Genomic DNA, 20,140 nt, shown 5'->3' with positions numbered 1-20,140 from the left:
CGGATAAATTACATCTGACTCAGGGACTGTTGCTCTATCGGCTCAGCAGCCGGCTCAAACCAGTCCAGTGTTGCCGCCAGATTCACCACATCCCCAATCACGACCATGGCCGGGGGTGCAATGCCGGCTGCAGCCGTATCTACCACCAGATGGGCAAGATCAGTTACAACCCTGCGCTGTTGTGGCGTAGTGCCTTTTTCGATGACCGCCACCGGTGTGGATGCGGGACGGCCTGCCGCCAGAACTGCATTCACAATCGGCGTCAGATTCGCCAGCCCCATATACACCGCCAGGGTGCAGCGGCTGTCGCTGAATGCGCCAAGATCCAGTTCAAGTCCTTCGTCATTCTGGCGATGGCCGGTCACAATGTGCACGCCGTCGGCCACACCACGGTGAGTCAGCGGAATACCGGCATAAGCCGCACAGGCCATTGCTGATGTAATGCCGGGCACAATTTCAAAACGGACATTGTTCTGAGTCAGCACCGCCGCCTCTTCGCTGCCACGGCCAAAAATAAACGGATCGCCGCCCTTCAGACGCACAATATGGCGGTAGCCTTTTGCCAGTTTGACCAGCAGCTGATTGATTTCATCCTGCGGCAGGGAATGACGGCCAGTGGCCTTACCCACATAAATACGGGCGACACCTGCCGGAATCTGGGCAATGATTTCTTCAGACACCAGGCGGTCATACACCACCGCATCAGCCTCGCGGATCAGGCGCTGTGCTTTCACAGTCAGTAACTCAGGATCGCCGGGACCGGCACCCACCAGATATACACAGGCATTGCTCTTAAGGCTGCGTGTTTTATTCTCCTTAGCAGACGGAGAATTATCAGTTTCAGGCAAGCTCATATCACATTCCTTCTGACTGTGATTGGAAGACAAATCCAGTGTACGCAGCAGCCCTGTCAGCCACATTGACAAAAATCAAAAGATTATAAATTAGCTGAAAGCGTGTCCGACCCGCCAAATAAATACTTGCAAAACAACAAGTAACAAGCCGGACAGCGATTTAAGGAAACAACAAAAGAAATGCGTATCAGCTCTGGCTGTACCAGTCCAGCCGGTCACGCAGGGCAACTACCTTACCGATGATAATCAGCGCCGGCGGCTGAAAATCAGTCACCGCTGCCTGATCAGCAATATCCGCAAGGGTACCGGTCAGAATACGCTGCTCGGGCAAGGTACCGTTTTCCACCAGCGCAATTGGCATTCGCGGAGACATACCATGACGCATCAGCTGTTCACAGATCTGTGTCAGGCTCAGCAGCCCCATATAGATCACCAGCGTCTGGTGTTCACGCACCAGCTCCGGCCAGGGTAAATCGCAGTGACCATCCTTCAAATGCCCGGTCACGAAACGGACAGACTGGGCATAGTTCTGATGGGTCAGCGGGATGCCGGCGTATGCCGCACAGCCGGACGCCGAGGTAATGCCCGGCACCACCTGAAAGGGAATATCTTCCGCCATCAGCTCACCGATTTCTTCGCCACCCCGGCCAAAAATAAACGGATCACCGCCCTTCAGCCGCAATACCCGCTTGCCCTCTTTCGCCAGCTTAACCAACAAGGCATTAATGTCTTCCTGAGAAATCACGTGCTGGTTGCAGTTTTTCCCGACGAACACCCGGTCAGCGTCCCGGCGACACAGGTCCAGCACCCGGTGGGATACCAGACGGTCATACACAACCACATCTGCCTGCTGCATCAGCCGCAGGGCTTTAAACGTCAGCAAATCAGGGTCACCCGGCCCGCCGCCGACCAGATAAACCTCGCCGTCAGAATGGCCCGTACTGCCCTCTTCCAGAGCTTGCTCCAGCAAACGCTCAGCCTGACGGTCCTTGCCGGCAAATATCATTTCAGCCACCGGCCCCTGCAGGACAGACTCCCAGAATACCCGGCGCTGATTCAGGGTTTCAAAACGGGCTTTCACCTGCTCACGGAAACGCCCGGCCAGCTGCCCCAACCGCCCGTAACTGGCTGGAATCATGGACTCCAGCTTGCCCCGCAGCAGACGGGCCAGAACCGGTGACTGTCCACCACTGGACACCGCCATAACAATGGGTGAACGGTCAATGACCGCAGGAATGATAAAGTTACTCAGGGCTGGCTTATCCACAACATTCACCGGCAGCCCCTGCTGTTTGGCATCAGCAGAAACCTGTTCATCCACAGCCTGATCCTCGATGGCCGAGATAACCAGCACCACCCCTTCCAGATGGGCGGCCGTGTAGTCGGTCGGGTAATACTCGCCGCCGTGTTCATGAATCAGGGTTTCAAGATCCGGACACAGTTGCGGTGCAACGACACAGAGTTTAGCGCCCGCGCTGACCAGTAAACTGGCTTTACGCAGTGCGACATCCCCACCGCCAACCAACAGGCAGCGTTGTTGCTGAAGATTATAAAAAATTGGCAGAAAATCCATTGACCGGCCCCCTGGCAAAGATCAGACATGCAAAGCTCGTAAGAAATGCCCGTAAACCGATGTCCGTAAACGGCAGCAATTTAAAGGCACTGTTTGCACATCAGCCTAAACAGACAGGGGGATTTGCGCCTTGATGCATATCAATCAGCAGTTGGCAGCTGACTCAGTGTTCCAGCAGCTTGCCAGTAAGTTTCAGATACAGTTGCGGCAGCTTTTTCGGTAACTGGGTTGCCCGGTGAATAAAGGTGTATCCCTGACGGCCAAACAGATATGGCAGATACTGATTAGCCTGCTCATCAATGGTGATACAGAATGGTACCAGCCCCATGCTGCGGGCTTCCTGAATCGCCTTACGGGTATCTTCAATACCGTGCCGGCCTTCATAGCGGTCAAGGTCGTTAGGCTTACCATCAGTCACCAGCAAGAGCAGTTTTTTCTCCGCCGGCTGCTTCGCCAACAGTGCCGACGCATGACGGATAGCGGCCCCCATGCGGGTATAAAAGCCCGGTGAAATATCAGCGATACGGCCACGTACCGTGTCGTTATAAGTTTCGCCGAAATCCTTCAGACAGTTAAAGCGGACATGCTCCCGCCGACGGGAGGAAAAACCGTGAATGGCGAACTGATCCTCGCTGGCATGCAGGCTTTCTGAAAACAGATAGAGGCTGTCACGGATCACATCTATCACCTGACAGTCATCTTCCGCATTCTGAGTGCCCACCCAGGCATCTGTGGATAACGACAGATCCGCCAGCAACAGGCAGGACATGTCCCGCTGTAACCGCCGTTTCTGGCTGTATAAGCGGCCATCATCGCCCTTTCCGGTCGCCAGTGCAGTGCGGTGCTGAAGGTAGGCATCAATGTCCAGTTCATCGCCGTCATACTGACTGCGTAACCGCACGGAACGGTTAGTCAGCATTTCAAACTGACGGCGCAGACGCCGGGCTGTTGTCTGTAAGTGAGCCGGTAAATCACTGGCCTGCGCATTTCGGCTTTGCATCGGAATGATACAGCTGTAATCCGGCAGCAATACCTGCCGTTTATAGTCCCACTCCGGATAGCGGATACCTTCGCCGAGGGGAATATCGTCTTCCTGAGCGGATGGCAGATCCAGATCAAACTTAATCCGGCTTGCCACCGGTGTACTGTCCTGGGTGACGGACATTTTGTCGATATCATTGGCAATGGATTCGGCCTGATCCAGGTCATCCTCGTCTTCAGAGCCCCGGTCCATCTGACAAAACTCAGCATAGGAAAACAGATCAGCCTCGTGCCGTACCCCCAGTGTGGTACCGTTCTCCTCGGGCTTTTCCACCCGCTCCGCCTGACGGCGGCGCTGTTCACCCTGTTTACTCTGCCCCTGCGAAGAATCCCGGTCTTTGCCGTTATCTTCACTGTGCAACCCTTCCGCCCGGGGCGGATTCGGGTGCAACCACAAAGGTACCGGATCCGGTGCAAAATCATCCGCCGGCAATTCTGTTACCGAGCCCGGCTCACGTAACGCCTGATACACCGCCGACAACACCGCTGCCTGACCGCTGTGCTTCAGTTCAGCAGGATCACGCAGCCGGAGAAACGCATCCACCAGCCGCTGATAACGGGGCTTCAGCCCGGGATACAATGACAGGGTTTGCAGGCAGCGCTGCTGGTTATCCACCAGCCAGTTCATCCCCAGATGCACTTCAGCCGTTGCCGGCGTACCCGCCAGTGCTGCCAGCCAGAAATACAGTTCGCGGTTCAGTTCTGCCTGTGGAAAAACATCCAGACGCTGTGGCAAATAAAGACAACGTTCGTCATACCAGGCCAGCTCAACCTTACTGCCGGTACCGGCCACCCGGTGCAGCCAGTTACGGCGGGCACGGTGCAGAGTCGGTGTGGTGGCACTGATCGTCAGGCCACTGTCTCCGCCCAGCCCGCGGTAGAAAACCCCCAGAGCAGCTTTGACATCATCCAGCTGAACCGCCGCCTCAGGATATCCCTGATACGCCAGTTTAGTGATCCACTTATCCCATATCTGACCGACCCGCTCTTCCATTACTGCCTCTTCGCTAACCGCCTGATTTGAATATTACGCTGCGCCAAAGGTTGCCTGCGCCAGCTCCATTAAGCCGACAACGGTCTGGGCATCGTCGGTCAGCGGTTCGATCATACCTGCCCGGCACGCCTGTAACGGATCAAAGCCTGCTGCAATCAGCGTGGCTGTGTAGACCAGCAAGCGGGTACTGGCGCCTTCTTCCAGATCCTGATCTTTCAGTTCCCGGAGGCTGTTCGCCAGCGCTACTAAACGGGTCGCGATGGCCTCATCAACACCGGTTTCATGCACGATGACGGCCGTTTCTTCAGCCGCTGGCAGGTAATCAAAGCTCATCGACAGAAAACGCTGCCGGGTACTCGGCTTCATCCCCTTGAGTACATTCTGATAGCCCGGGTTATAAGACACGATCAGCATAAAATTATCCGGGGCTTCCAGCACCTCACCGGTCCGGTCGATCGGCAGAATACGCCGGTCATCTGTCAGCGGGTGAATAACCACGGTGGTATCTTTACGGGCTTCCACGACTTCATCCAGATAACAGATGCCCCCTTCACGTACCGCGCGGGTCAGGGGACCGTCGCTCCAGACGGTGCAGCCATCGCCGATCAGATGGCGGCCAACCAGATCCGAGGCACTGAGGTCATCATGACAGGCGACCGTGTGCAGCGGCAGGCCAAGCTTTTCAGCCATATAACTGATAAAACGGGTTTTACCGCAACCGGTCGGCCCTTTCAGCAATACCGGCAACTGGTGTTCATAAGCGTGCATAAACAGCGCTTCTTCATTGCCCTGTGGCTGATAAAAAGCAGCAGAGCCTGCCGCGGAAGTATCGATGGTTGTCAGATTATTCATCACATATTTCTCCATACGGCAAACGCCGCTGTTCGCCGCGAAGCGATCTGAGCGGTTGCTCAAAACAGATAAGTCACACTCACAATCACCCCGATCACCGGAGCGTATGCCAGTAACATAAAACGCCATACCCGCGGAGCTTTTCTGAGCCCCATAAAATAATCCACAACACAGAATGCTTTCACTGCACTGGCAGACAGAATAAGCACAACTGCTGCGAAGGTAATGGCACCATTCTCGCCGAAATATGCCATGGCGACCGTGACCAATATCAATAATATCCAGATACTGTCTGTTAAACGTGCTTCGCTCATAAGAGATATACCAAAGGAAAGAGTACTAACCAGAGAAGGTCTACCATGTGCCAGTAACTGGCTCCGCTTTCAAATTCATTCATACAGCCGTCGCGGTACCTTCCGCGCCCGTTCTGCACCATCAGCCATACCAGCACCAGCATGCCCAGAATGACGTGAAACATATGAAAGGCTGTCAGGCCGTAATAAAAGAAGTAAAAGTCGTTGGTTCCCAGATCAAACCCCAGCGCTGCCGAATGCTGATATTCTGAGCCTTTTATCCACAGATACACGCAGGCAGAGACCAGTGCCAGCAACAGAAAAACATTACCACCGGCCTGCCCCCGGTGTACCTTCAGCTGGGCACGGGCCACAAACCAGCTACTTGTCAGTAATGCCAGCGTATTGCCCACGCCGGCCAGCACACTCAATTGTGCCTGCCCTTCAGCAAACATATCCGGAAAGCGCAGCCGGGTAATGGCATAGAGAATAAAGAACAGTGCAAAAACACTCAGTTCAGCAAGGATAAACAGCCAGACGGCGAAGTCCCCGGGCAACTGTCTGATATTAATGTCGGCCTGCGCGGTCATTTCTGGGCTCCTATATCAACACTGGGAATAATTTTATCCGCATCAGAACTGCGTCGCGGATCGCCGTTACCCCAGTGCAGCAGGCTGCCGTCAGGGTTATCTTTCTGCACCTGGTTACAGGCCTGAATACATTCGCTGCACTGGGTGCAGGTAAACTTCTTCCGCTTGATACTGCGGGCAGGCAAACGCATCGGACAGGCTTTATCACAGGCTTTATCGCAGTCTTTACACAGCGCGGCACGGCCGGCATCGAAGCTCACCATCAGCGCTTTAGGATTCATCATCCAGACCAGGCTCTGAAACACACCCAGTGCACAGCCAAATTTACAGAACAGATGACGGGCAAACAGAAAATCAATGGTAAACAGGGCGGTGGCCACACCTAAAAACAGCCAGCTGGTAAACCCCAGCTCACCGGTTAATAAATCCTGATAAAGCTCCAGCGGCGGCAACAGATACCCCAGCAAACCGACCGCCCAGGTAAAGGCGATAAGCACCGCGACGATGACAAGAATCAGCCAGGAAGACACACTGTGAGGCTTTGAACCGGCTTCCCAGATAGTCGGCCGTCCCAGCAGCTTTTCCATCCGGCCGTTAATCAGTTCAACCACTGAGAAATGCGGACACAGCCAACCGCAATAGAGCCGCCCGAAGCGGTAAGCAATCCAGATACCCGCTGCAATCAGTATTACCGCAGGTAACAGCACCCGCAGCAAAATCTGCAGTGCGGCGTCATTCCCCTGAATCGATTCCAGCCCCAGACTCAGCGGATAGGTAAAAATTACGAAATGGCCGGCGGTCAGATCGTAACGGAAAATATCCAGAACCGGCGCAACGAGAAACAGCGCAAAGAATGCGCTGCGGGTCAGAGTTCTTAAGCGTTGGTTTGGCTGCTTCATGACGACACTCCGACAAACAAACCCTCCCCGCGAAGGGGAGGGATACTGCTTACTTAACTTACTTAACTTGCTCTGCTTACTCTACTAATGTCTGCTCGGCAGGCTTCAGACGGGCTTCTTCACCCTTCACAAAGAAGCTTACGATGTAGACGATCAGGCCAAGCAGGAAGATCACACCGGCAACCTCACGCAGCCAGTAGAACAGCTCGATCTTATCCTGCACTATCATGAACGGCAGCGGTGTATCGCTGAAGCGTTGCAGGTAAACCTGCAGGATACCTGCGCCGGTCAGGAACAGAGTGATGAAGACCATGGAAACAGTCATCAGCCAGAAGCCCCACATTTCTGTGACCTGAGACTTGTTGCTGTTCGCCGCTTCACGTCCGTTCAGCATTGGCATCGCATAAGAGATCATAGTCAGTACGATCATTACGTATGCACCGTAGAAGGCCATGTGACCGTGTGCAGCAGTAATCTGCGAACCGTGGGTGTAGTAGTTAACCGGCGCCAGCGTGTGCAGGAAGCCCCATACACCGGCACCCAGGAAGGCCATTACACCGGTACCCAGCGCCCACAGAACCGCCACACGGTTCGGGTGCTGACGACGACGCTTGTTCACCATGTTGAAAGCAAACAGAGTCATCATGAAGAACGGAATCGGTTCCAGTGCAGAGAACACTGAGCCTACCCACAACCAGTACTCAGGTGTACCGATGAAGAAGTAGTGGTGACCGGTACCCAGCAGACCTGTAATCAGAGCCATTGCGATGATCACGTACAGCCACTTCTCGATCACTTCACGGTCAACACCGGTTACCTTGATAAGTGTGAAGGCCAGGATTGCACCCAGGATCAGTTCCCATACACCTTCAACCCACAGGTGAACAACCCACCACCAGAACATCTTATCCAGCACAGGGTTATGCGGGTTATAGAAAGAGAACAGGAAGAATACCGCCAGTCCTACCAGACCCAGGAACAGCACCATGGTGATAACAGTCTTACGGCCACGTAACAGTGTCATACCCACGTTGAACAGGAAGCCCAGCGCCACAATCACAATACCGATTTTGGTAATGGTTGGCTGTTCAAGGAACTCCCGCCCCATGGTTGGCAACAGATCATTGCCGGTCAGCTCTGCCAGACGTGCATAAGGCACCGCCAGATAACCTACAATGGTCAGCGCACCGGCCACCAGGAAGACCCAGAACAGGAGCATTGCCAGCTTCGGCGAATACAGTTCGGTTTTAGACTCTTCAGGCACCATGTAATAGGTGGACCCCATAAAGCCGAACAGCAACCAAACGATCAGTAAGTTGGTGTGTACCATACGGGCCACGTTGAACGGAATTTCCGGGAACAGGAAATCACCGATCACATACTGAAGCCCCATAATCAGGCCGAACAGGATCTGTCCGACGAACAGGCCAATTGCCGCAATAAAATACGGTTTGGCTACACTTTGAGATTGATACTTCATAATCGTCCCTTACCCTTGAACATTAGGTGGCCAGTCATTGGTGTCTATCTCAGACATGTACTTGAGGAACTCAGCAATTGCGTCGAGTTCTTCTTCGGACATGTTGAACTGAGGCATACTGCGACGCCCAGGAATACCATCGACAGGACGGCTTGTAATAAAGCCCTTGATCGCTTCTTTGCTGTTACCGTAGCGGACATACACGTTGCCCAGCTCTGGTGCAAAATAAGCGCCCTCGCCTAACAGGGTATGACAGCCCAGGCAGTTATTGTCTTCCCAGACTTTTTTGCCCAGTGCCACCTGCGCCGTCAGGTTTTCGCGGTTATCCCTTTCGGGTAGCCGTTGCACGGTATCCGCAGATAAACCGACCAACAGCAAAAAGAAGAACATACTTCCGCCAAAGAAGATGTTCCTCGCCATTGATTTTGTAAATGTTTCATTCATAAAGGTATCTCCACCCTTTGCACCTTTAACTAACGCACTGAAAACAGTGAATTAGCCCCAGTAACCACTACGAGTCCGCATTCTCCTATTGCACCACTTCGGCCACCTTGACCTTTATCAAGTGTTGAAAAAAACTTATGCGTTACAAACAGTACTAACGGCTAATAGGTATACTGAAAAGGGGAGGGAGACCGATGCAAAAAGCTCAAAATAACGGACATCAGTTGGCCAGCATTGCCGCAATGATGTATCTGGTGAACCTGCTGTTACTGCCGGGCATCGCGCTGGGAGCACTTATCTGGATGCGCAGCCGCTATGCCGCGAGCAGTCCGCCACTGGCGGTCTATCACCTGCGTCTGGCCATTAACGCCAGTCTGATTGCGATTCTGGTCATCGCCGGCGGCAGCGCTGCACTCTGGCTGCTGTTTTCTCACAGCGCAACGGGGATCAGCATGGTGCTGCTCTATGCCATCACCAGCCATACGTTTTGTGTTCTGTGGGGGATATTTTGTCTGGCCAGAGCCATGAGCGGGAAATACGTGGGGAAACACGGATAAAGGCCGGGCGGACATTGCGTCCGGCCCGGCCACTGAAGCCGTTAAACTGACAGGATTAGCGGAACCACTTTTTCAGCCAGTCCAGCGGTTCATCTTCCACATAGCCCGGCGCGTACGCTGCAGCACATGGAATATACTCCTGAGGTTCGTTTTCCAGCAGGAAAGGCAACTGTACCCCGCCACACTCTTCGGCTGACCCCAGGCCGGTCAGCTCATCTACCCACAAGTACTCAACTTCTGCGGGCTGATCCAGAATCAGAGGCTGCGGGCGTTCCCGCTTCATCAGTTCAATCCAGGTTTTCAGCGCACCGCTGCTGCCGGTTAACGGCAAGGTGCTGTTATCGTCAGCTCCCAGCCAGACAACCGCCAGCCGGTCACCGGTAAAGCCTGCAAACCAGCTGTCACGCTGATCGTTGGTGGTGCCTGTTTTGCCGGCCAGATTCAGACTTTGAGGCAGGCTGGCATAGGCTGAACGGGCAGTGCCGATATGCCCTACCTGCTGCAGGGCAAACTGCAACTGATACATCGGCCCGGCATTCACCGTTTGCTGTACCACCAGCGGATAACGGGACAGCTCCTGATTTTCCGCATCAGCCACCATACGGATCGCCCGCAGCGGCAGCTGGAAACCATTACCGGCAATGGTCTGATAGATCTGCGCCACTTCAATAGGTGACATCGCCACGGCCCCCAGGAACAATGACGGATAGGCGGGTATATCCCGGTTAAACCCTAAGCGGCGCAGAGTATCCAGCACCTCATCCACGCCAACATCCATCCCCAGCCGCACCGTGGACTGGTTATAGGATTTAGCCAGTGAATAATACAGTGGCACCGGCCCGTGGCTCTTACGGTCATAGTTTTTCGGCGACCAGGGGCCATCGGGTAATTCAATCGTCAACGGCTCGTCTTCCAGCAGGGACGCCAGGGTGTAGCCTTTTTCCAGCGCTGTCAGATACACCGCCGGCTTGATCAGAGACCCCACCGGGCGGATCGCATCGATGGCACGGTTAAATCCCTGATAGCGGGTATTCTTACCGCCGACCACCGCCAGCACCTCACCGCTGTAAGGATTACTGACCACCATACCGCCCTGCAGCTTGGCCACTTTTTTTCCGTAACGCTTGGTCAGCCCCTTCACACTGGATACCAGACTTTGCTCAGCATTGGCCTGAACCACAGGGTCCAGCGCGGTAAAAATCCGCAGCCCGTCACTGCTGAGCACTTCATCTGGATATTCTTCCCGTAACTGGCGTTTCACCAGATCCAGATACGCCGGATAAGCCCCGCGGTGCAGGCTTTTCTGCTTCACCACAGTCAGCGGCTGCTGCTGCGCCTGATGACGTTGCTTGGCGGTAATGGTGCCCTGATCCTGCAGCACCTTTAACACCAGATCCCGGCGCTTTTTCGCCCGGGCAGGATTGCGCCGCGGATCATAATAAGATGGCCCTTTCACCATCGCGGCCAGCAATGCAACCTGATGTAACTTCAGTTCCTGAATCGGCTGCGCAAAGAAATACTGACTGGCCAGTCCGAACCCGTGAATCGCACGGTTCCCCTTCTGTCCCAGATACACTTCATTCAGATATGCTTCCAGAATTTCATCTTTGCTGTAGTGGCGGTCCAGCAAAAATGCCATCGGAATTTCCAACAGTTTCCGGACAAAGGAACGGTCGGATGTCAGATAAAAGTTTTTAATCAGCTGCTGGGTGAGCGTACTGCCCCCCTGAACAATCCGACCGGCTTTAACATTCACCCACATGGCCCGGGCGATCCCCTTCGGCGAAACCCCGTAGTGGGAGTAATAATCCCGGTCTTCGATGGCCACCAGCGCGTCTATCAGATAAGGCGGTGCCTGCTCGATCTGCAACAGATCCCGGTCTTCATTAGACTTCGGATAAATACCGCCAATCTGAATTGGCTCCAGACGTGCCAGATTAATATTCCGCCCGGCATCGTCCCGAATCCGGCTGACCGTATCACCGGAAAAATCCACCAGCAAACGCCGGCTTGGCTCCAGACCGTCAACGAAATCAAAGCCCCGGGAATAAATCCGTGCCCGACGGCTGGCCCACTCTACCGTGCCAGGCTGACTGGCCCGGGCCTGAAACTTATAACCCAGCCCCTTAAGTTCCAGCTTAAGGCTTTCACGGCTCAGTACCTGCCCCGGATACAGCTCCAGCGGGCGGGCATACACCTTGGCCGGCAGCGCCCAGCGTTTGCCCTCAAACTTAGCCCGAATCTGAATATCCAGATACACCAGACCGATTGCAGCAAATACACTGAATAACAATCCCAGTTTAAAGAACAGCCAAAAAAGCCGCCGTAACCACGAAGGTTTAGCCGCTTTAGACTTTGAGTTTCGCGACTTACGCTTAGTCGCTGCTTTTTTGGCCATAGATACTTAAGAATCCTGAAATAAGAACAAAGAGCCTGCAACGGTAAACACGTGAAAAACACTGCAGGTTAAGAATGAAACGCGAGTTTATCAGACCCCGGTATTGTGTAAATTGTTGCCTGAATATGTTCTGAGCAAATAATAACTTTTGTTCAGCACGTCACTGACGGATAAGATAGACACAATTTTTAACGGAGAATTCCCTATGCTGCCCCTCTGTCCCGCCAGTGAGATAACCGAACAGCAAAGCAAAGGCTTTGAAATTGATGGCAGGGGCATTTTCGCAGTCCGTAAAAACGATCAGCTCTACGTTTATGAGAACCGTTGCCCCCACCGGGGTGTCCCGCTGGAATGGATGCCCGATACCTTTCTGGACCCTGAAAAACAGTTTATTCAGTGCGCCACCCATGGTGCATTATTTACCATAGATGCGGGTCTGTGCATTGCCGGCCCCTGTAACGGGACGTCCCTTGAGCCGGTAAACTTCAAAGTTATCGACGGTCAGCTGTGCATTGCTCCGAACTGACGCCGGCGGCGCTTTTCTGGCCGGTGAACAGCTGACAAATCGCCATACCTGCCAGCATAGACACCACAAAGATAACTGTCTGACTTTGTCCGTATACCAGCGCTGCCAGCGCTGGTCCCGGACAGTACCCATACAGCCCCCAGCCAACACCAAAGAGCACTGCGCCGCTTAACAACCGAATATCAATTCCGGACGCTTCCGGCCAGCGGAAACGCAAAGCAAACACCGGTCGGGAGCGCTTTCCCAACCAGAAAAAACCCGCAACAGAAGTGCCAACGGCTGCTGCCAGCACAAACACAAGCTGGGGGTTCCAGGCGCCGGTCACATCCAGAAAGCCGATAATGTTTGCCGGGTCAGTCATACCTGACAGCGCCAGCCCCATACCGAACAATCCGCCACAAAACAGTGCCAGCGAACATTCCGTTAACCTGCTCATGTCAGCCTCCCTGCTTCATGACAAAGACGGTCAGCATCGCCACCAGAACAAATACACAGGTGGCCACCAGTGAGCGCAGTGACAAGCGACCAATCCCGCAGACACCGTGCCCGCTGGTACAGCCTGATCCTAAACGGGCACCGAAGCCCACCAGCAACCCCGCCAGAATAATCTGCCAGCCAACCACCTCAGGCAGTACCGGCAGTGCCAGCCCGCTTACCCGGTGCACAGCCCAGGCGCCAGTTAGCAAACCGATCAGAAAGAAAAGGCGCCACGCGCCTCCGGAAAAAAGAGCAGGCCGGCTAACAGCCTGCCAGAAGATACCGCTGATACCTGCAACGCGGCCCAGCCAGGCCATCATAAGTACCGCGCATAAACCTATCAGTAACCCACCGGCCAGCGCCGGTATCGCCATACTGGTCATTTATTGCCCCTTTGCCATCATATACATATAAAGACGCAACAATATTAGCAATTACTAATTTAATCAAGGCTAATACAAGTCAGAGCATCACCGGTAACTGCCGCACCAGTGTTACCTCCTCCGGCGTGATGCGCGCACCATAGGCAATAACCTCTACACCGGCATTCACCGCTTCACGCAATAACTGGCCGTATTCAGGGTCGATATGATCCGCCGGCATTACCCGTTCAATACCGGTATGGGGGACACAGAAAAACAATACCGCCCGGTGACCTTCAGCCACCATGGCCATTAATTCCCGTAAATGCTTGGCACCGCGGGTGGTGACGGCATCCGGGAATGTCCCTAAACCCTCTCCCTCGAACAGGGTGACGTTTTTTACTTCCACATAGCAATCAGCCTGGCCTTCCTGCTGAAGCAACAGATCAATCCGGCTGTTTTCCGCGCCGTATTTCACTTCGGTACGCAAGGTTTCATACCCCTGCAACTGATCAGCCACGCCGGTTTCAATTGCTTCACGTACCAGATGATTTGCCCGGCCCGTGTTGATACAGGCCAGATAACGGCCTTCAACTTCAACCAGCTCCCAGCCATACACATATTTACGTTTCAGGTTGCCGGAATCCTGAATCCAGGCCCGGCTGCCGGGGTCCGCACAGTTTTTCATAGAACCGGTATTCGGGCAGTGCACGGTCAGCTCACGGCTATTGTCCAGTTCAATGTCTGCCAGAAAACGCTTATAACGTTTGATTAACCGCCCTTCGAGCATGTTTTCCAGTTTCATACCTGTAACCGCCTTGCCAGTCGCTCCAGCGCTGTTTCGATCTGCTCAACACTGGTGGTATAAGAGAAGCGGATAAACTCATTCGCCCGGTGGGAACCAAAATCCACCCCCGGGGTAACGGCAACATGTTCCTCTTCCAGTAAATCCCAGCAGAATGAGAAGGTATCATCGGTAAACCGTGATGCATCTGCATATACATAGAAAGCCCCTTCCGGCATCAGCGGAATGACAAAGCCCAGATTACGCAACCCGTCCACCAGCACATCCCGGCGTTCTTTAAAGGCATGCCGGCGCTGTTCAAGAATGCTCAGGGTTTCCGGCTTAAACGCGGCCAGTGCAGCGTGCTGCGCGATGGTCGACGGCGAGATAAACAGGTTCTGCGCCAGTTTTTCCATATCCGCCACGGCATTCTCCGGCACCACCGTCCAGCCCAAACGCCAGCCGGTCATACCGAAATACTTGGAAAAGCTGTTCAGCACAAAGGCGTCTGCATCCACTTCCAGCACGGAAGGCGCGTTACAGCCATAAGTCAGTCCATGGTACAACTCGTCAACCACCCGGTGACCGCCCAGAGTTTTCACCGTCTGGGAGATCAGCTCCATATCATCGCGGTGAACTACACTGCCGGTAGGGTTCGCCGGAGAGGCCAGCAAGATACCCGCTGTATTCGCTTGCCAGTGCTGCTCAATCAGTTCCGGTGTCAGCTGAAAGTTGTCTGCTGCAGTCACCGGTACCAGTTGCCCGCGGGCTTCCACCAAACGCAGAAACTGTCGGTTACAGGGATACCCTGGATCAGCCATCATAAAGGTCTGACCGGGGTTAGCCAGCAGTGAAAACACCATCAGCAGTGCACCGGATGCACCGGCGGTCACCAGCACCCGTTCAGGTGAGATGTCTAGCCCGTACATATTAGCGTAGTGTTCTGCGATCAACTGGCGCAGCTCAGGAATGCCTCCGGACGGCGTATACTGAGTATGACCGTTCTGAATCGCGGCAATGCCGGCCTCGGCGATCGGCCCTGCCGTTGCGAAGTCCGGCTCCCCCGCTTCCATGTGGACTACATTATGCCCCAGCGCATCCAGCTGTTTGGCACGCTTCAGCAGTTCCATTACTTTAAAAGACTCAATATCGCGGACCCGGTCCGACCACTCGTTCATCAGAAATTTCCCGATTTAAAAACAGGCTGAAAATATTGCTGCGCAGTATACCTTAGTGGGATCAGAAAGCAGGGGAATTCTCGCGGCCTGCGTCAAGCTTTTTCACGTAACCCACAGCTATCGTGGGCTACAGAGTGCCCAGTCTGGGAAATCAGCAAGGCGTTGATATCAATATGAAACTACAATTATATGTCGTTAAGATGATTTTTCGTCGTAAGGGCTGGCCTAAGCCGAAAGGTTCTGGTAACGTCAGCTCCCTTCTGATTCTTGTGTTTACATTTAGTAAGCGCATTAATAAGTGCCGGTAAGAGATCAGGATAATTACCGCCGGCGTAGGTAGCGAGAAGCGAGGCAGAGATATGCCCAATCAAGACACACAATTTACACACTTCGAGCCTTACCCGATTGTGGAAGGCGAAGAATACATGAATGACGCTCAAAAGGATCACTTCAGGAAGATCCTTCTTGCCTGGAAGCAAGAGCTTATGGAAGAGGTAGACCGTACGGTTAACCATCTGCAGGAAGATGCAACCAACTTCGCCGACCCGAGTGACCGCGCCAGCCAGGAAGAAGAATTCAGTCTGGAATTACGTACCCGTGACCGTGAGCGCAAGCTGATCAACAAGATCGGTAAGGCCATGGATACCATCGATGAAGATGACTACGGCTACTGCAATGCCTGCGGTGTTGAGATTGGCATCCGCCGTCTGGAAGCCCGTCCAACAGCGACCCTTTGCATCGACTGCAAAACCCTTGCAGAGATCAAAGAAAAACAGCTGGGCATCTGATTCCCTCTGTGGCCGGCTCCCGCCGGCCACACGCGTTTATGACCTATACCGGACGTTTTGCGCCCTCACCCACCGGCCCGCTGCACTTCGGCTCTCTGCTTGCGGCACTGGCCAGTTACCTTGATGCCCGACACCATAACGGTCAGTGGCTAGTCCGTATTGAAGACCTTGATCCTCCCCGTGAAGTGGCCGGTGCCAGTGATGCCATTCTGCGCTGTCTGGAAAATTTTGGTTTTCAGTGGGACGGCGACATCATTTACCAGAGCCAGCGGCATGCATTTTACCGGGAACATTTACAACAGCTGATAGCCAACCGCAACGCTTACTACTGTGACTGCTCACGACAACAACTGCGCCAGCGCAGCGGCAGCCATCTGTATGATGGCCACTGCCTGACTCATCCCCCGGAAGATTCCCACGGCTGCGCGATTCGCTGTCGGGTTCCTGCGATTGCTAATCCGCAAAGCGCCACGTTTTCAGACCGGGTTCAGGGCCGGCAACCGGCATACTGCAGCGAAGATTTTGTCCTGTTTCGCCGGGATGGTTTTTTTGCTTATCAACTGGCGGTGGTGCTGGATGACGCCGTGCAGGAGATCACCCACGTGGTACGCGGTTCCGATTTGCTGGACTCGACCCCTAAACAGTTACAGCTGCAGCAACGCCTGAATCTGCCGGCTCCGGCCTATGCACACATACCGGTTGCAGCTAACGACCAGGGGCAAAAGCTCAGCAAACAAACCTTTGCCCGGGCCCTGGATGATGAGCCCGTACCACAATTACTGACAGCACTGGAATTCCTTGGCCAGCAGCCCCCTGCGACACTGGCCGGCTGTTGCAAAGAAGATATTCTTGCCTGGGCCATTCAACACTGGCAGATTAACAGGGTGCCCGCGCAGGCCAGTATTATCTGGCACCCGGCCCCCTAGCCCGCCAGACCGGATAATCCGGCCGGCAAAGAGAGATTGATATGCAGCTATACCGATTAATGCTGGTATTCGTCGTTGGCGTGTACTTACTTTCTCCTGCCCTGATGGAGTGGTGGCATGAACACGACACCCCCTGGTACCGGCCTTTTCTCCTTTGGGGCGGGTTAATCATCATTGCCGTCCTGCTGGAAAGGAGCTACCGCCGCAATGAGTTTTAACTTTAACGACCTGTTACTGGCGGGCATAACGTTTCTGACCCTGCTCTTCGGGGCTGCCTATATAACCGAACGGGGCTGGATTCCACGGCACATTATCCGTCACCCGCTGATCTATGTTTTATCATTGGGCATATATGCCAGCGCCTGGACCTTCTACGGCACCTTTGGTCTGGCACAACAGTCTGGCTACAGTTTCCTGGCTTCTTATCTGGGGGCCAGCGCCGCCTTCTTCCTGGCGCCGCTGGTACTGATTCCGATTCTGCGTATCACCCGGAAAAACCAGCTCAGCTCACTGGCGGATTTATTTGCCTTCCGGTTCCGCTCAGCCGGCGCAGGTACCATGACGGCCCTGATGACAGTGGTCGCCACCCTGCCATTAATCTCCATTCAGATTCAGGCGGTTGCCGATTCGCTGCATATCCTCAGCAGTAACTTTTCATCCAACCGCATCGCGCTGGGCTTCTGCAGTATTATCGCCCTTTTCTCGATCCTCTTCGGCGCCCGTTATCCGTCACTCAAGCACCGCCATGCAGGATTGGTGGTCGCTATGGCGACCAGCTCACTGTTTAAGCTGATTGCACTGGGCGGCATTGGCCTTTATGCCTTTTTTGACATTCTCGGCGGGCCTTCAGGTCTGAACCAGTGGTTCGAACAGCAACCGATTGTACTGGAAACCTTTTATACCCCGCTGGACAGTGATACCTGGCGCACCATGCTGGTGAGCTTTTTTGCCGCGGCAATCGTCATGCCCCACATGTTCCACATGATCTTTACCGAAAACACCTCCTCGGAAAGTCTCTATAAAGCCAGTTGGGGAGTGCCTTTATATCTGCTACTGATGGCACTGGCGATTCCGCCGATTCTCTGGGCTGGTATGAAACTGCAGCTTGCCAATGACCCGGAGTTTTTAATCCTCCATCTGGGCATTGGTATTCAGTCTGAATTTCTCACCATGCTGGCATTTATCGGTGGACTGGCCGCCTCCAGCGGGATCATCATTGTGGCGACGGTTTCCATGGCTTCCATGCTGCAGAACCACCTGATTCTACCCCTGTTACCGGCGCCGAAAACCCAGCGTTTTTATTCATGGTTACTGTGGTTACGCCGCAGCCTGATCATTGCCCTGATGCTCGGCAGCTACTTTTTCTATATCAACATCGGTAAACAGCACGACCTGCACTTACTGGGCACCATCGCGTTTATTGCCTTCCTGCAGTTCCTGCCCGGTGTTATTGCTACTCTGTTCTGGGCATCCGCCAACCGGATCGGCTTTATCTGTGGCGTCATTGCCGGTATGAGCATCTGGCTGGTGACCATGCTGGCCCCTCTGTTTAACGGCTTTGACAGCAGCAGCTTCCTGCTGTCTTATCCGGAAATCCGTGAGTGGCACCAGGCAGCCATGTATTCACTGGTAGCAAATATATTCGTTTTTGTGCTTCTTTCCGTACTGCTGGATAACTCACCGGAAGAATTTCAGGCAGCCAGTGCCTGTCTGGTATCGGCACCTCAGCAACTGTCCGCACCGCAACTGACCATTAAAGACAGCAACCAGTACATCAGCCTGCTGACCCCCCGGCTCGGCCGTTCCGCAGCGTACCGGGAAGTCAATGCAGCACTGCATGAACTGGACCTGGCAAACAGTCGGCTCTCCCCTGTCAACCTGCTGCGCTTACACGTTCAGATTGAAAACAACCTCAGCGGTCTGCTTGGCCCGATAGAGGCTGCTTCCCTGCTGAGACCTGCCAGCAGCCAGATGCCGGACGCCTTCAAAACCCGGGACGTAAACCTGCTGGAAAACCAGCTGGAAACTTACCACGCTAAGCTCACTGGCCTGGCAGCAGAACTGGATAATCTCCGCCGTCACCATCGCAGCACCCTGCAAAAGTTACCTATCGGTGCCTGCTCACTGGATGATCAGGGCAAGATCATTTTGTGGAACGCAGAGATGGAGTTGCTGACCGAACTGCCTCACGCACAGGTATTAGGTAAAACGCTGGATGAACTGCCGGCCCCCTGGGCAGACCTGCTGCATAACTTCGCACTGGAAGAAGGCGCACACCTGCTATCCCAGCGCATAAAGTTTGATAACCATGAGCACTGGTTCAGCCTGCACAAAGCCAGCCTGGCCCACGATACCGACGCCGCCGTTATTCTGGTGGAAGATGAGACCGAACATCAGACGCTGGTGAACAAGCTGTCCCACAGTGAGCGTCTGGCATCCATCGGCAGGTTTGCTGCCGGAGTAGCCCATGAAGTGGGTAACCCCGTTACCGGAATAGCCTGTCTGGCACAGAATCTGAAGCTGGAAACCGACAGTGAACCGGTACTGGAAACCGGCGAACAGATCCTGACCCAGACCAAGCGAATTACCCGTATCGTTCAGTCACTGGTCCGCTTTGCCCACACCGGGCAGGGTGAAGAGCAGGAAGATCATCTGCCTCTTAACCTGCATGAACTGATCAGCGAAGCCATTCATCTGGTCTCGCTGGATACCCGCAGCAAACAAATCAGTTTCATCAATGAAACACCTGCAGGCATGCAGATCAGCGGTGATCCGCAGCGATTACTTCAGGTCTTCGTCAATCTTCTGAACAATGCCAGCGACGCTTCAGAGGAACAGGATGAGATCTGTATCGAGGCGGCGTACGAGGAAGGTTCGATTGTTATCCGGGTGACTGATCAGGGCAGCGGCATCTCCGCTGAGCATCAGGCAAAAATATTTGAACCGTTTTTTACCACCAAAGATCCTGATAAAGGCACCGGTCTTGGACTATCTTTGGTCTATAACATCATCATTGAGCATTATGGTAGTATTAATATCGTTAGCCCCGCCAACAACAAGCAGAATAAAGGCACACAGGTGGTTATCACCTTACCTATTCCTGCCACAGACAGCAGTACATAGC

General features: G+C 54.0%; 20 protein-coding genes. 6 read left to right on the top strand and 14 right to left on the bottom strand.

Annotation, left to right across the window (positions count from 1 at the left end; all coding sequences use genetic code 11):
• Window positions 1-8: 8 nt before the first annotated feature.
• The 9 genes from cobA to PCI15_RS03850 form a co-directional block, all read right to left on the bottom strand.
• Complete coding sequence (gene cobA, locus PCI15_RS03890) at window positions 9-854, bottom strand: uroporphyrinogen-III C-methyltransferase (RefSeq protein ID WP_271273056.1); 846 nt, start codon at window positions 852-854, stop codon at window positions 9-11.
• A gap of 187 nt (window positions 855-1,041) precedes the next feature.
• Window positions 1,042-2,427, bottom strand: a complete 1,386-nt coding sequence (gene cysG / locus PCI15_RS03885; protein ID WP_271273055.1) for a siroheme synthase CysG — start codon at window positions 2,425-2,427, stop codon at window positions 1,042-1,044.
• Window positions 2,428-2,590: 163 nt separating this feature from the next.
• Window positions 2,591-4,462: a nitric oxide reductase activation protein NorD gene (locus PCI15_RS03880; protein ID WP_271273054.1), complete on the bottom strand. Its 1,872-nt coding sequence runs from the start codon at window positions 4,460-4,462 to the stop codon at window positions 2,591-2,593.
• Between the two features lie 33 nt (window positions 4,463-4,495).
• Entirely contained in the window at window positions 4,496-5,314 is an 819-nt protein-coding gene (locus PCI15_RS03875; RefSeq protein ID WP_271273053.1) for a CbbQ/NirQ/NorQ/GpvN family protein, read from the bottom strand.
• A gap of 59 nt (window positions 5,315-5,373) precedes the next feature.
• Window positions 5,374-5,628: a cytochrome C oxidase subunit IV family protein gene (locus PCI15_RS03870; protein ID WP_271273052.1), complete on the bottom strand. Its 255-nt coding sequence runs from the start codon at window positions 5,626-5,628 to the stop codon at window positions 5,374-5,376.
• Complete coding sequence (locus tag PCI15_RS03865; protein ID WP_271273051.1) at window positions 5,625-6,197, bottom strand: cytochrome c oxidase subunit 3; 573 nt, start codon at window positions 6,195-6,197, stop codon at window positions 5,625-5,627. Before PCI15_RS03865 ends, PCI15_RS03870 begins: the two co-directional genes overlap by 4 nt.
• Window positions 6,194-7,096 (bottom strand): 4Fe-4S binding protein, encoded by a 903-nt coding sequence (locus PCI15_RS03860; RefSeq protein WP_271273050.1) that lies wholly within the window; start codon window positions 7,094-7,096, stop codon window positions 6,194-6,196. The genes PCI15_RS03865 and PCI15_RS03860 overlap by 4 nt, the downstream gene beginning before the upstream one ends.
• A gap of 76 nt (window positions 7,097-7,172) precedes the next feature.
• Window positions 7,173-8,576 (bottom strand): cbb3-type cytochrome c oxidase subunit I, encoded by a 1,404-nt coding sequence (locus tag PCI15_RS03855; RefSeq protein ID WP_271273049.1) that lies wholly within the window; start codon window positions 8,574-8,576, stop codon window positions 7,173-7,175.
• Window positions 8,577-8,585: 9 nt separating this feature from the next.
• Window positions 8,586-9,020 (bottom strand): c-type cytochrome, encoded by a 435-nt coding sequence (locus PCI15_RS03850; protein ID WP_271273048.1) that lies wholly within the window; start codon window positions 9,018-9,020, stop codon window positions 8,586-8,588.
• 194 nt (window positions 9,021-9,214) lie between these two features.
• On the opposite strand from PCI15_RS03850, the gene PCI15_RS03845 reads away from it, so the two are divergent.
• Window positions 9,215-9,577, top strand: a complete 363-nt coding sequence (locus PCI15_RS03845; protein WP_271273047.1) for a hypothetical protein — start codon at window positions 9,215-9,217, stop codon at window positions 9,575-9,577.
• Window positions 9,578-9,632: 55 nt separating this feature from the next.
• Here the strand turns inward: PCI15_RS03845 and mrcB are convergent, their stop codons facing one another.
• Window positions 9,633-11,975, bottom strand: coding sequence for a penicillin-binding protein 1B (gene mrcB / locus PCI15_RS03840; protein ID WP_271273046.1), 2,343 nt, complete (start codon window positions 11,973-11,975; stop codon window positions 9,633-9,635).
• A gap of 205 nt (window positions 11,976-12,180) precedes the next feature.
• Here mrcB and PCI15_RS03835 point away from each other — a divergent pair, with 205 nt between their 5' ends.
• Complete coding sequence (locus tag PCI15_RS03835; protein WP_271273045.1) at window positions 12,181-12,501, top strand: Rieske (2Fe-2S) protein; 321 nt, start codon at window positions 12,181-12,183, stop codon at window positions 12,499-12,501.
• Here the strand turns inward: PCI15_RS03835 and PCI15_RS03830 are convergent.
• From PCI15_RS03830 to PCI15_RS03815, 4 genes are all read right to left on the bottom strand, one after another.
• Window positions 12,467-12,937, bottom strand: a complete 471-nt coding sequence (locus PCI15_RS03830; protein WP_271273044.1) for a YeeE/YedE family protein — start codon at window positions 12,935-12,937, stop codon at window positions 12,467-12,469. The genes PCI15_RS03835 and PCI15_RS03830 overlap by 35 nt on opposite strands.
• A 1-nt stretch (window position 12,938) precedes the next feature.
• Window positions 12,939-13,361: a YeeE/YedE family protein gene (locus PCI15_RS03825; protein WP_271273043.1), complete on the bottom strand. Its 423-nt coding sequence runs from the start codon at window positions 13,359-13,361 to the stop codon at window positions 12,939-12,941.
• A gap of 79 nt (window positions 13,362-13,440) precedes the next feature.
• On the bottom strand, window positions 13,441-14,145 hold the full coding sequence (gene sfsA / locus PCI15_RS03820; protein ID WP_271273042.1) for a DNA/RNA nuclease SfsA: 705 nt from the start codon (window positions 14,143-14,145) through the stop codon (window positions 13,441-13,443).
• Window positions 14,142-15,302 carry a pyridoxal phosphate-dependent aminotransferase gene (locus PCI15_RS03815; RefSeq protein WP_271273041.1) on the bottom strand — a complete coding sequence of 387 codons (1,161 nt, stop codon included), beginning with the start codon at window positions 15,300-15,302 and terminating at the stop codon, window positions 14,142-14,144. The genes sfsA and PCI15_RS03815 overlap by 4 nt, the downstream gene beginning before the upstream one ends.
• A gap of 359 nt (window positions 15,303-15,661) precedes the next feature.
• On the opposite strand from PCI15_RS03815, the gene dksA reads away from it, so the two are divergent.
• Genes dksA through PCI15_RS03795 form a run of 4 tightly spaced genes read left to right on the top strand, consistent with a single transcriptional unit; the run spans window position 15,662 to window position 20,139 of the window.
• Window positions 15,662-16,090, top strand: coding sequence for an RNA polymerase-binding protein DksA (gene dksA, locus PCI15_RS03810; RefSeq protein WP_205659396.1), 429 nt, complete (start codon window positions 15,662-15,664; stop codon window positions 16,088-16,090).
• 38 nt (window positions 16,091-16,128) lie between these two features.
• Complete coding sequence (gene gluQRS, locus PCI15_RS03805) at window positions 16,129-17,016, top strand: tRNA glutamyl-Q(34) synthetase GluQRS (protein ID WP_271273040.1); 888 nt, start codon at window positions 16,129-16,131, stop codon at window positions 17,014-17,016.
• A 41-nt stretch (window positions 17,017-17,057) separates the two neighbouring features.
• Complete coding sequence (locus tag PCI15_RS03800; protein WP_271273039.1) at window positions 17,058-17,234, top strand: hypothetical protein; 177 nt, start codon at window positions 17,058-17,060, stop codon at window positions 17,232-17,234.
• Window positions 17,224-20,139: a sensor histidine kinase gene (locus PCI15_RS03795; RefSeq protein WP_271273038.1), complete on the top strand. Its 2,916-nt coding sequence runs from the start codon at window positions 17,224-17,226 to the stop codon at window positions 20,137-20,139. The genes PCI15_RS03800 and PCI15_RS03795 overlap by 11 nt, the downstream gene beginning before the upstream one ends.
• Window position 20,140 lies beyond the last annotated feature (1 nt).

It is taken from the genome of Aliamphritea hakodatensis (assembly GCF_024347195.1).
In the GTDB taxonomy this organism is placed as follows: Bacteria; Pseudomonadota; Gammaproteobacteria; order Pseudomonadales; family Balneatricaceae; genus Amphritea; species Amphritea hakodatensis.
The sequence above is the reverse complement of the archived record's forward strand: the minus strand, read 5'-3'. Positions and strand labels throughout refer to the sequence as shown.

What these genes read in the sequence shown, in the direction of transcription:
- cobA (WP_271273056.1), bottom strand. Translation starts at nt 854, where the DNA reads ATGAGCTTGCCTGAAACTGATAATTCTCCGTCTGCTAAGGAGAATAAA.
- gluQRS (WP_271273040.1), top strand. Translation starts at nt 16,129, where the DNA reads ATGACCTATACCGGACGTTTTGCGCCCTCACCCACCGGCCCGCTGCAC.
- PCI15_RS03830 (WP_271273044.1), bottom strand. Translation starts at nt 12,937, where the DNA reads ATGAGCAGGTTAACGGAATGTTCGCTGGCACTGTTTTGTGGCGGATTG.
- PCI15_RS03865 (WP_271273051.1), bottom strand. Translation starts at nt 6,197, where the DNA reads ATGACCGCGCAGGCCGACATTAATATCAGACAGTTGCCCGGGGACTTC.
- PCI15_RS03845 (WP_271273047.1), top strand. Translation starts at nt 9,215, where the DNA reads ATGCAAAAAGCTCAAAATAACGGACATCAGTTGGCCAGCATTGCCGCA.
- cysG (WP_271273055.1), bottom strand. Translation starts at nt 2,427, where the DNA reads ATGGATTTTCTGCCAATTTTTTATAATCTTCAGCAACAACGCTGCCTG.
- PCI15_RS03875 (WP_271273053.1), bottom strand. Translation starts at nt 5,314, where the DNA reads ATGAATAATCTGACAACCATCGATACTTCCGCGGCAGGCTCTGCTGCT.
- PCI15_RS03855 (WP_271273049.1), bottom strand. Translation starts at nt 8,576, where the DNA reads ATGAAGTATCAATCTCAAAGTGTAGCCAAACCGTATTTTATTGCGGCA.
- PCI15_RS03850 (WP_271273048.1), bottom strand. Translation starts at nt 9,020, where the DNA reads ATGAATGAAACATTTACAAAATCAATGGCGAGGAACATCTTCTTTGGC.
- PCI15_RS03825 (WP_271273043.1), bottom strand. Translation starts at nt 13,361, where the DNA reads ATGACCAGTATGGCGATACCGGCGCTGGCCGGTGGGTTACTGATAGGT.
- PCI15_RS03800 (WP_271273039.1), top strand. Translation starts at nt 17,058, where the DNA reads ATGCAGCTATACCGATTAATGCTGGTATTCGTCGTTGGCGTGTACTTA.
- PCI15_RS03860 (WP_271273050.1), bottom strand. Translation starts at nt 7,096, where the DNA reads ATGAAGCAGCCAAACCAACGCTTAAGAACTCTGACCCGCAGCGCATTC.
- PCI15_RS03795 (WP_271273038.1), top strand. Translation starts at nt 17,224, where the DNA reads ATGAGTTTTAACTTTAACGACCTGTTACTGGCGGGCATAACGTTTCTG.
- PCI15_RS03815 (WP_271273041.1), bottom strand. Translation starts at nt 15,302, where the DNA reads ATGAACGAGTGGTCGGACCGGGTCCGCGATATTGAGTCTTTTAAAGTA.
- dksA (WP_205659396.1), top strand. Translation starts at nt 15,662, where the DNA reads ATGCCCAATCAAGACACACAATTTACACACTTCGAGCCTTACCCGATT.
- PCI15_RS03835 (WP_271273045.1), top strand. Translation starts at nt 12,181, where the DNA reads ATGCTGCCCCTCTGTCCCGCCAGTGAGATAACCGAACAGCAAAGCAAA.
- mrcB (WP_271273046.1), bottom strand. Translation starts at nt 11,975, where the DNA reads ATGGCCAAAAAAGCAGCGACTAAGCGTAAGTCGCGAAACTCAAAGTCT.
- sfsA (WP_271273042.1), bottom strand. Translation starts at nt 14,145, where the DNA reads ATGAAACTGGAAAACATGCTCGAAGGGCGGTTAATCAAACGTTATAAG.
- PCI15_RS03870 (WP_271273052.1), bottom strand. Translation starts at nt 5,628, where the DNA reads ATGAGCGAAGCACGTTTAACAGACAGTATCTGGATATTATTGATATTG.
- PCI15_RS03880 (WP_271273054.1), bottom strand. Translation starts at nt 4,462, where the DNA reads ATGGAAGAGCGGGTCGGTCAGATATGGGATAAGTGGATCACTAAACTG.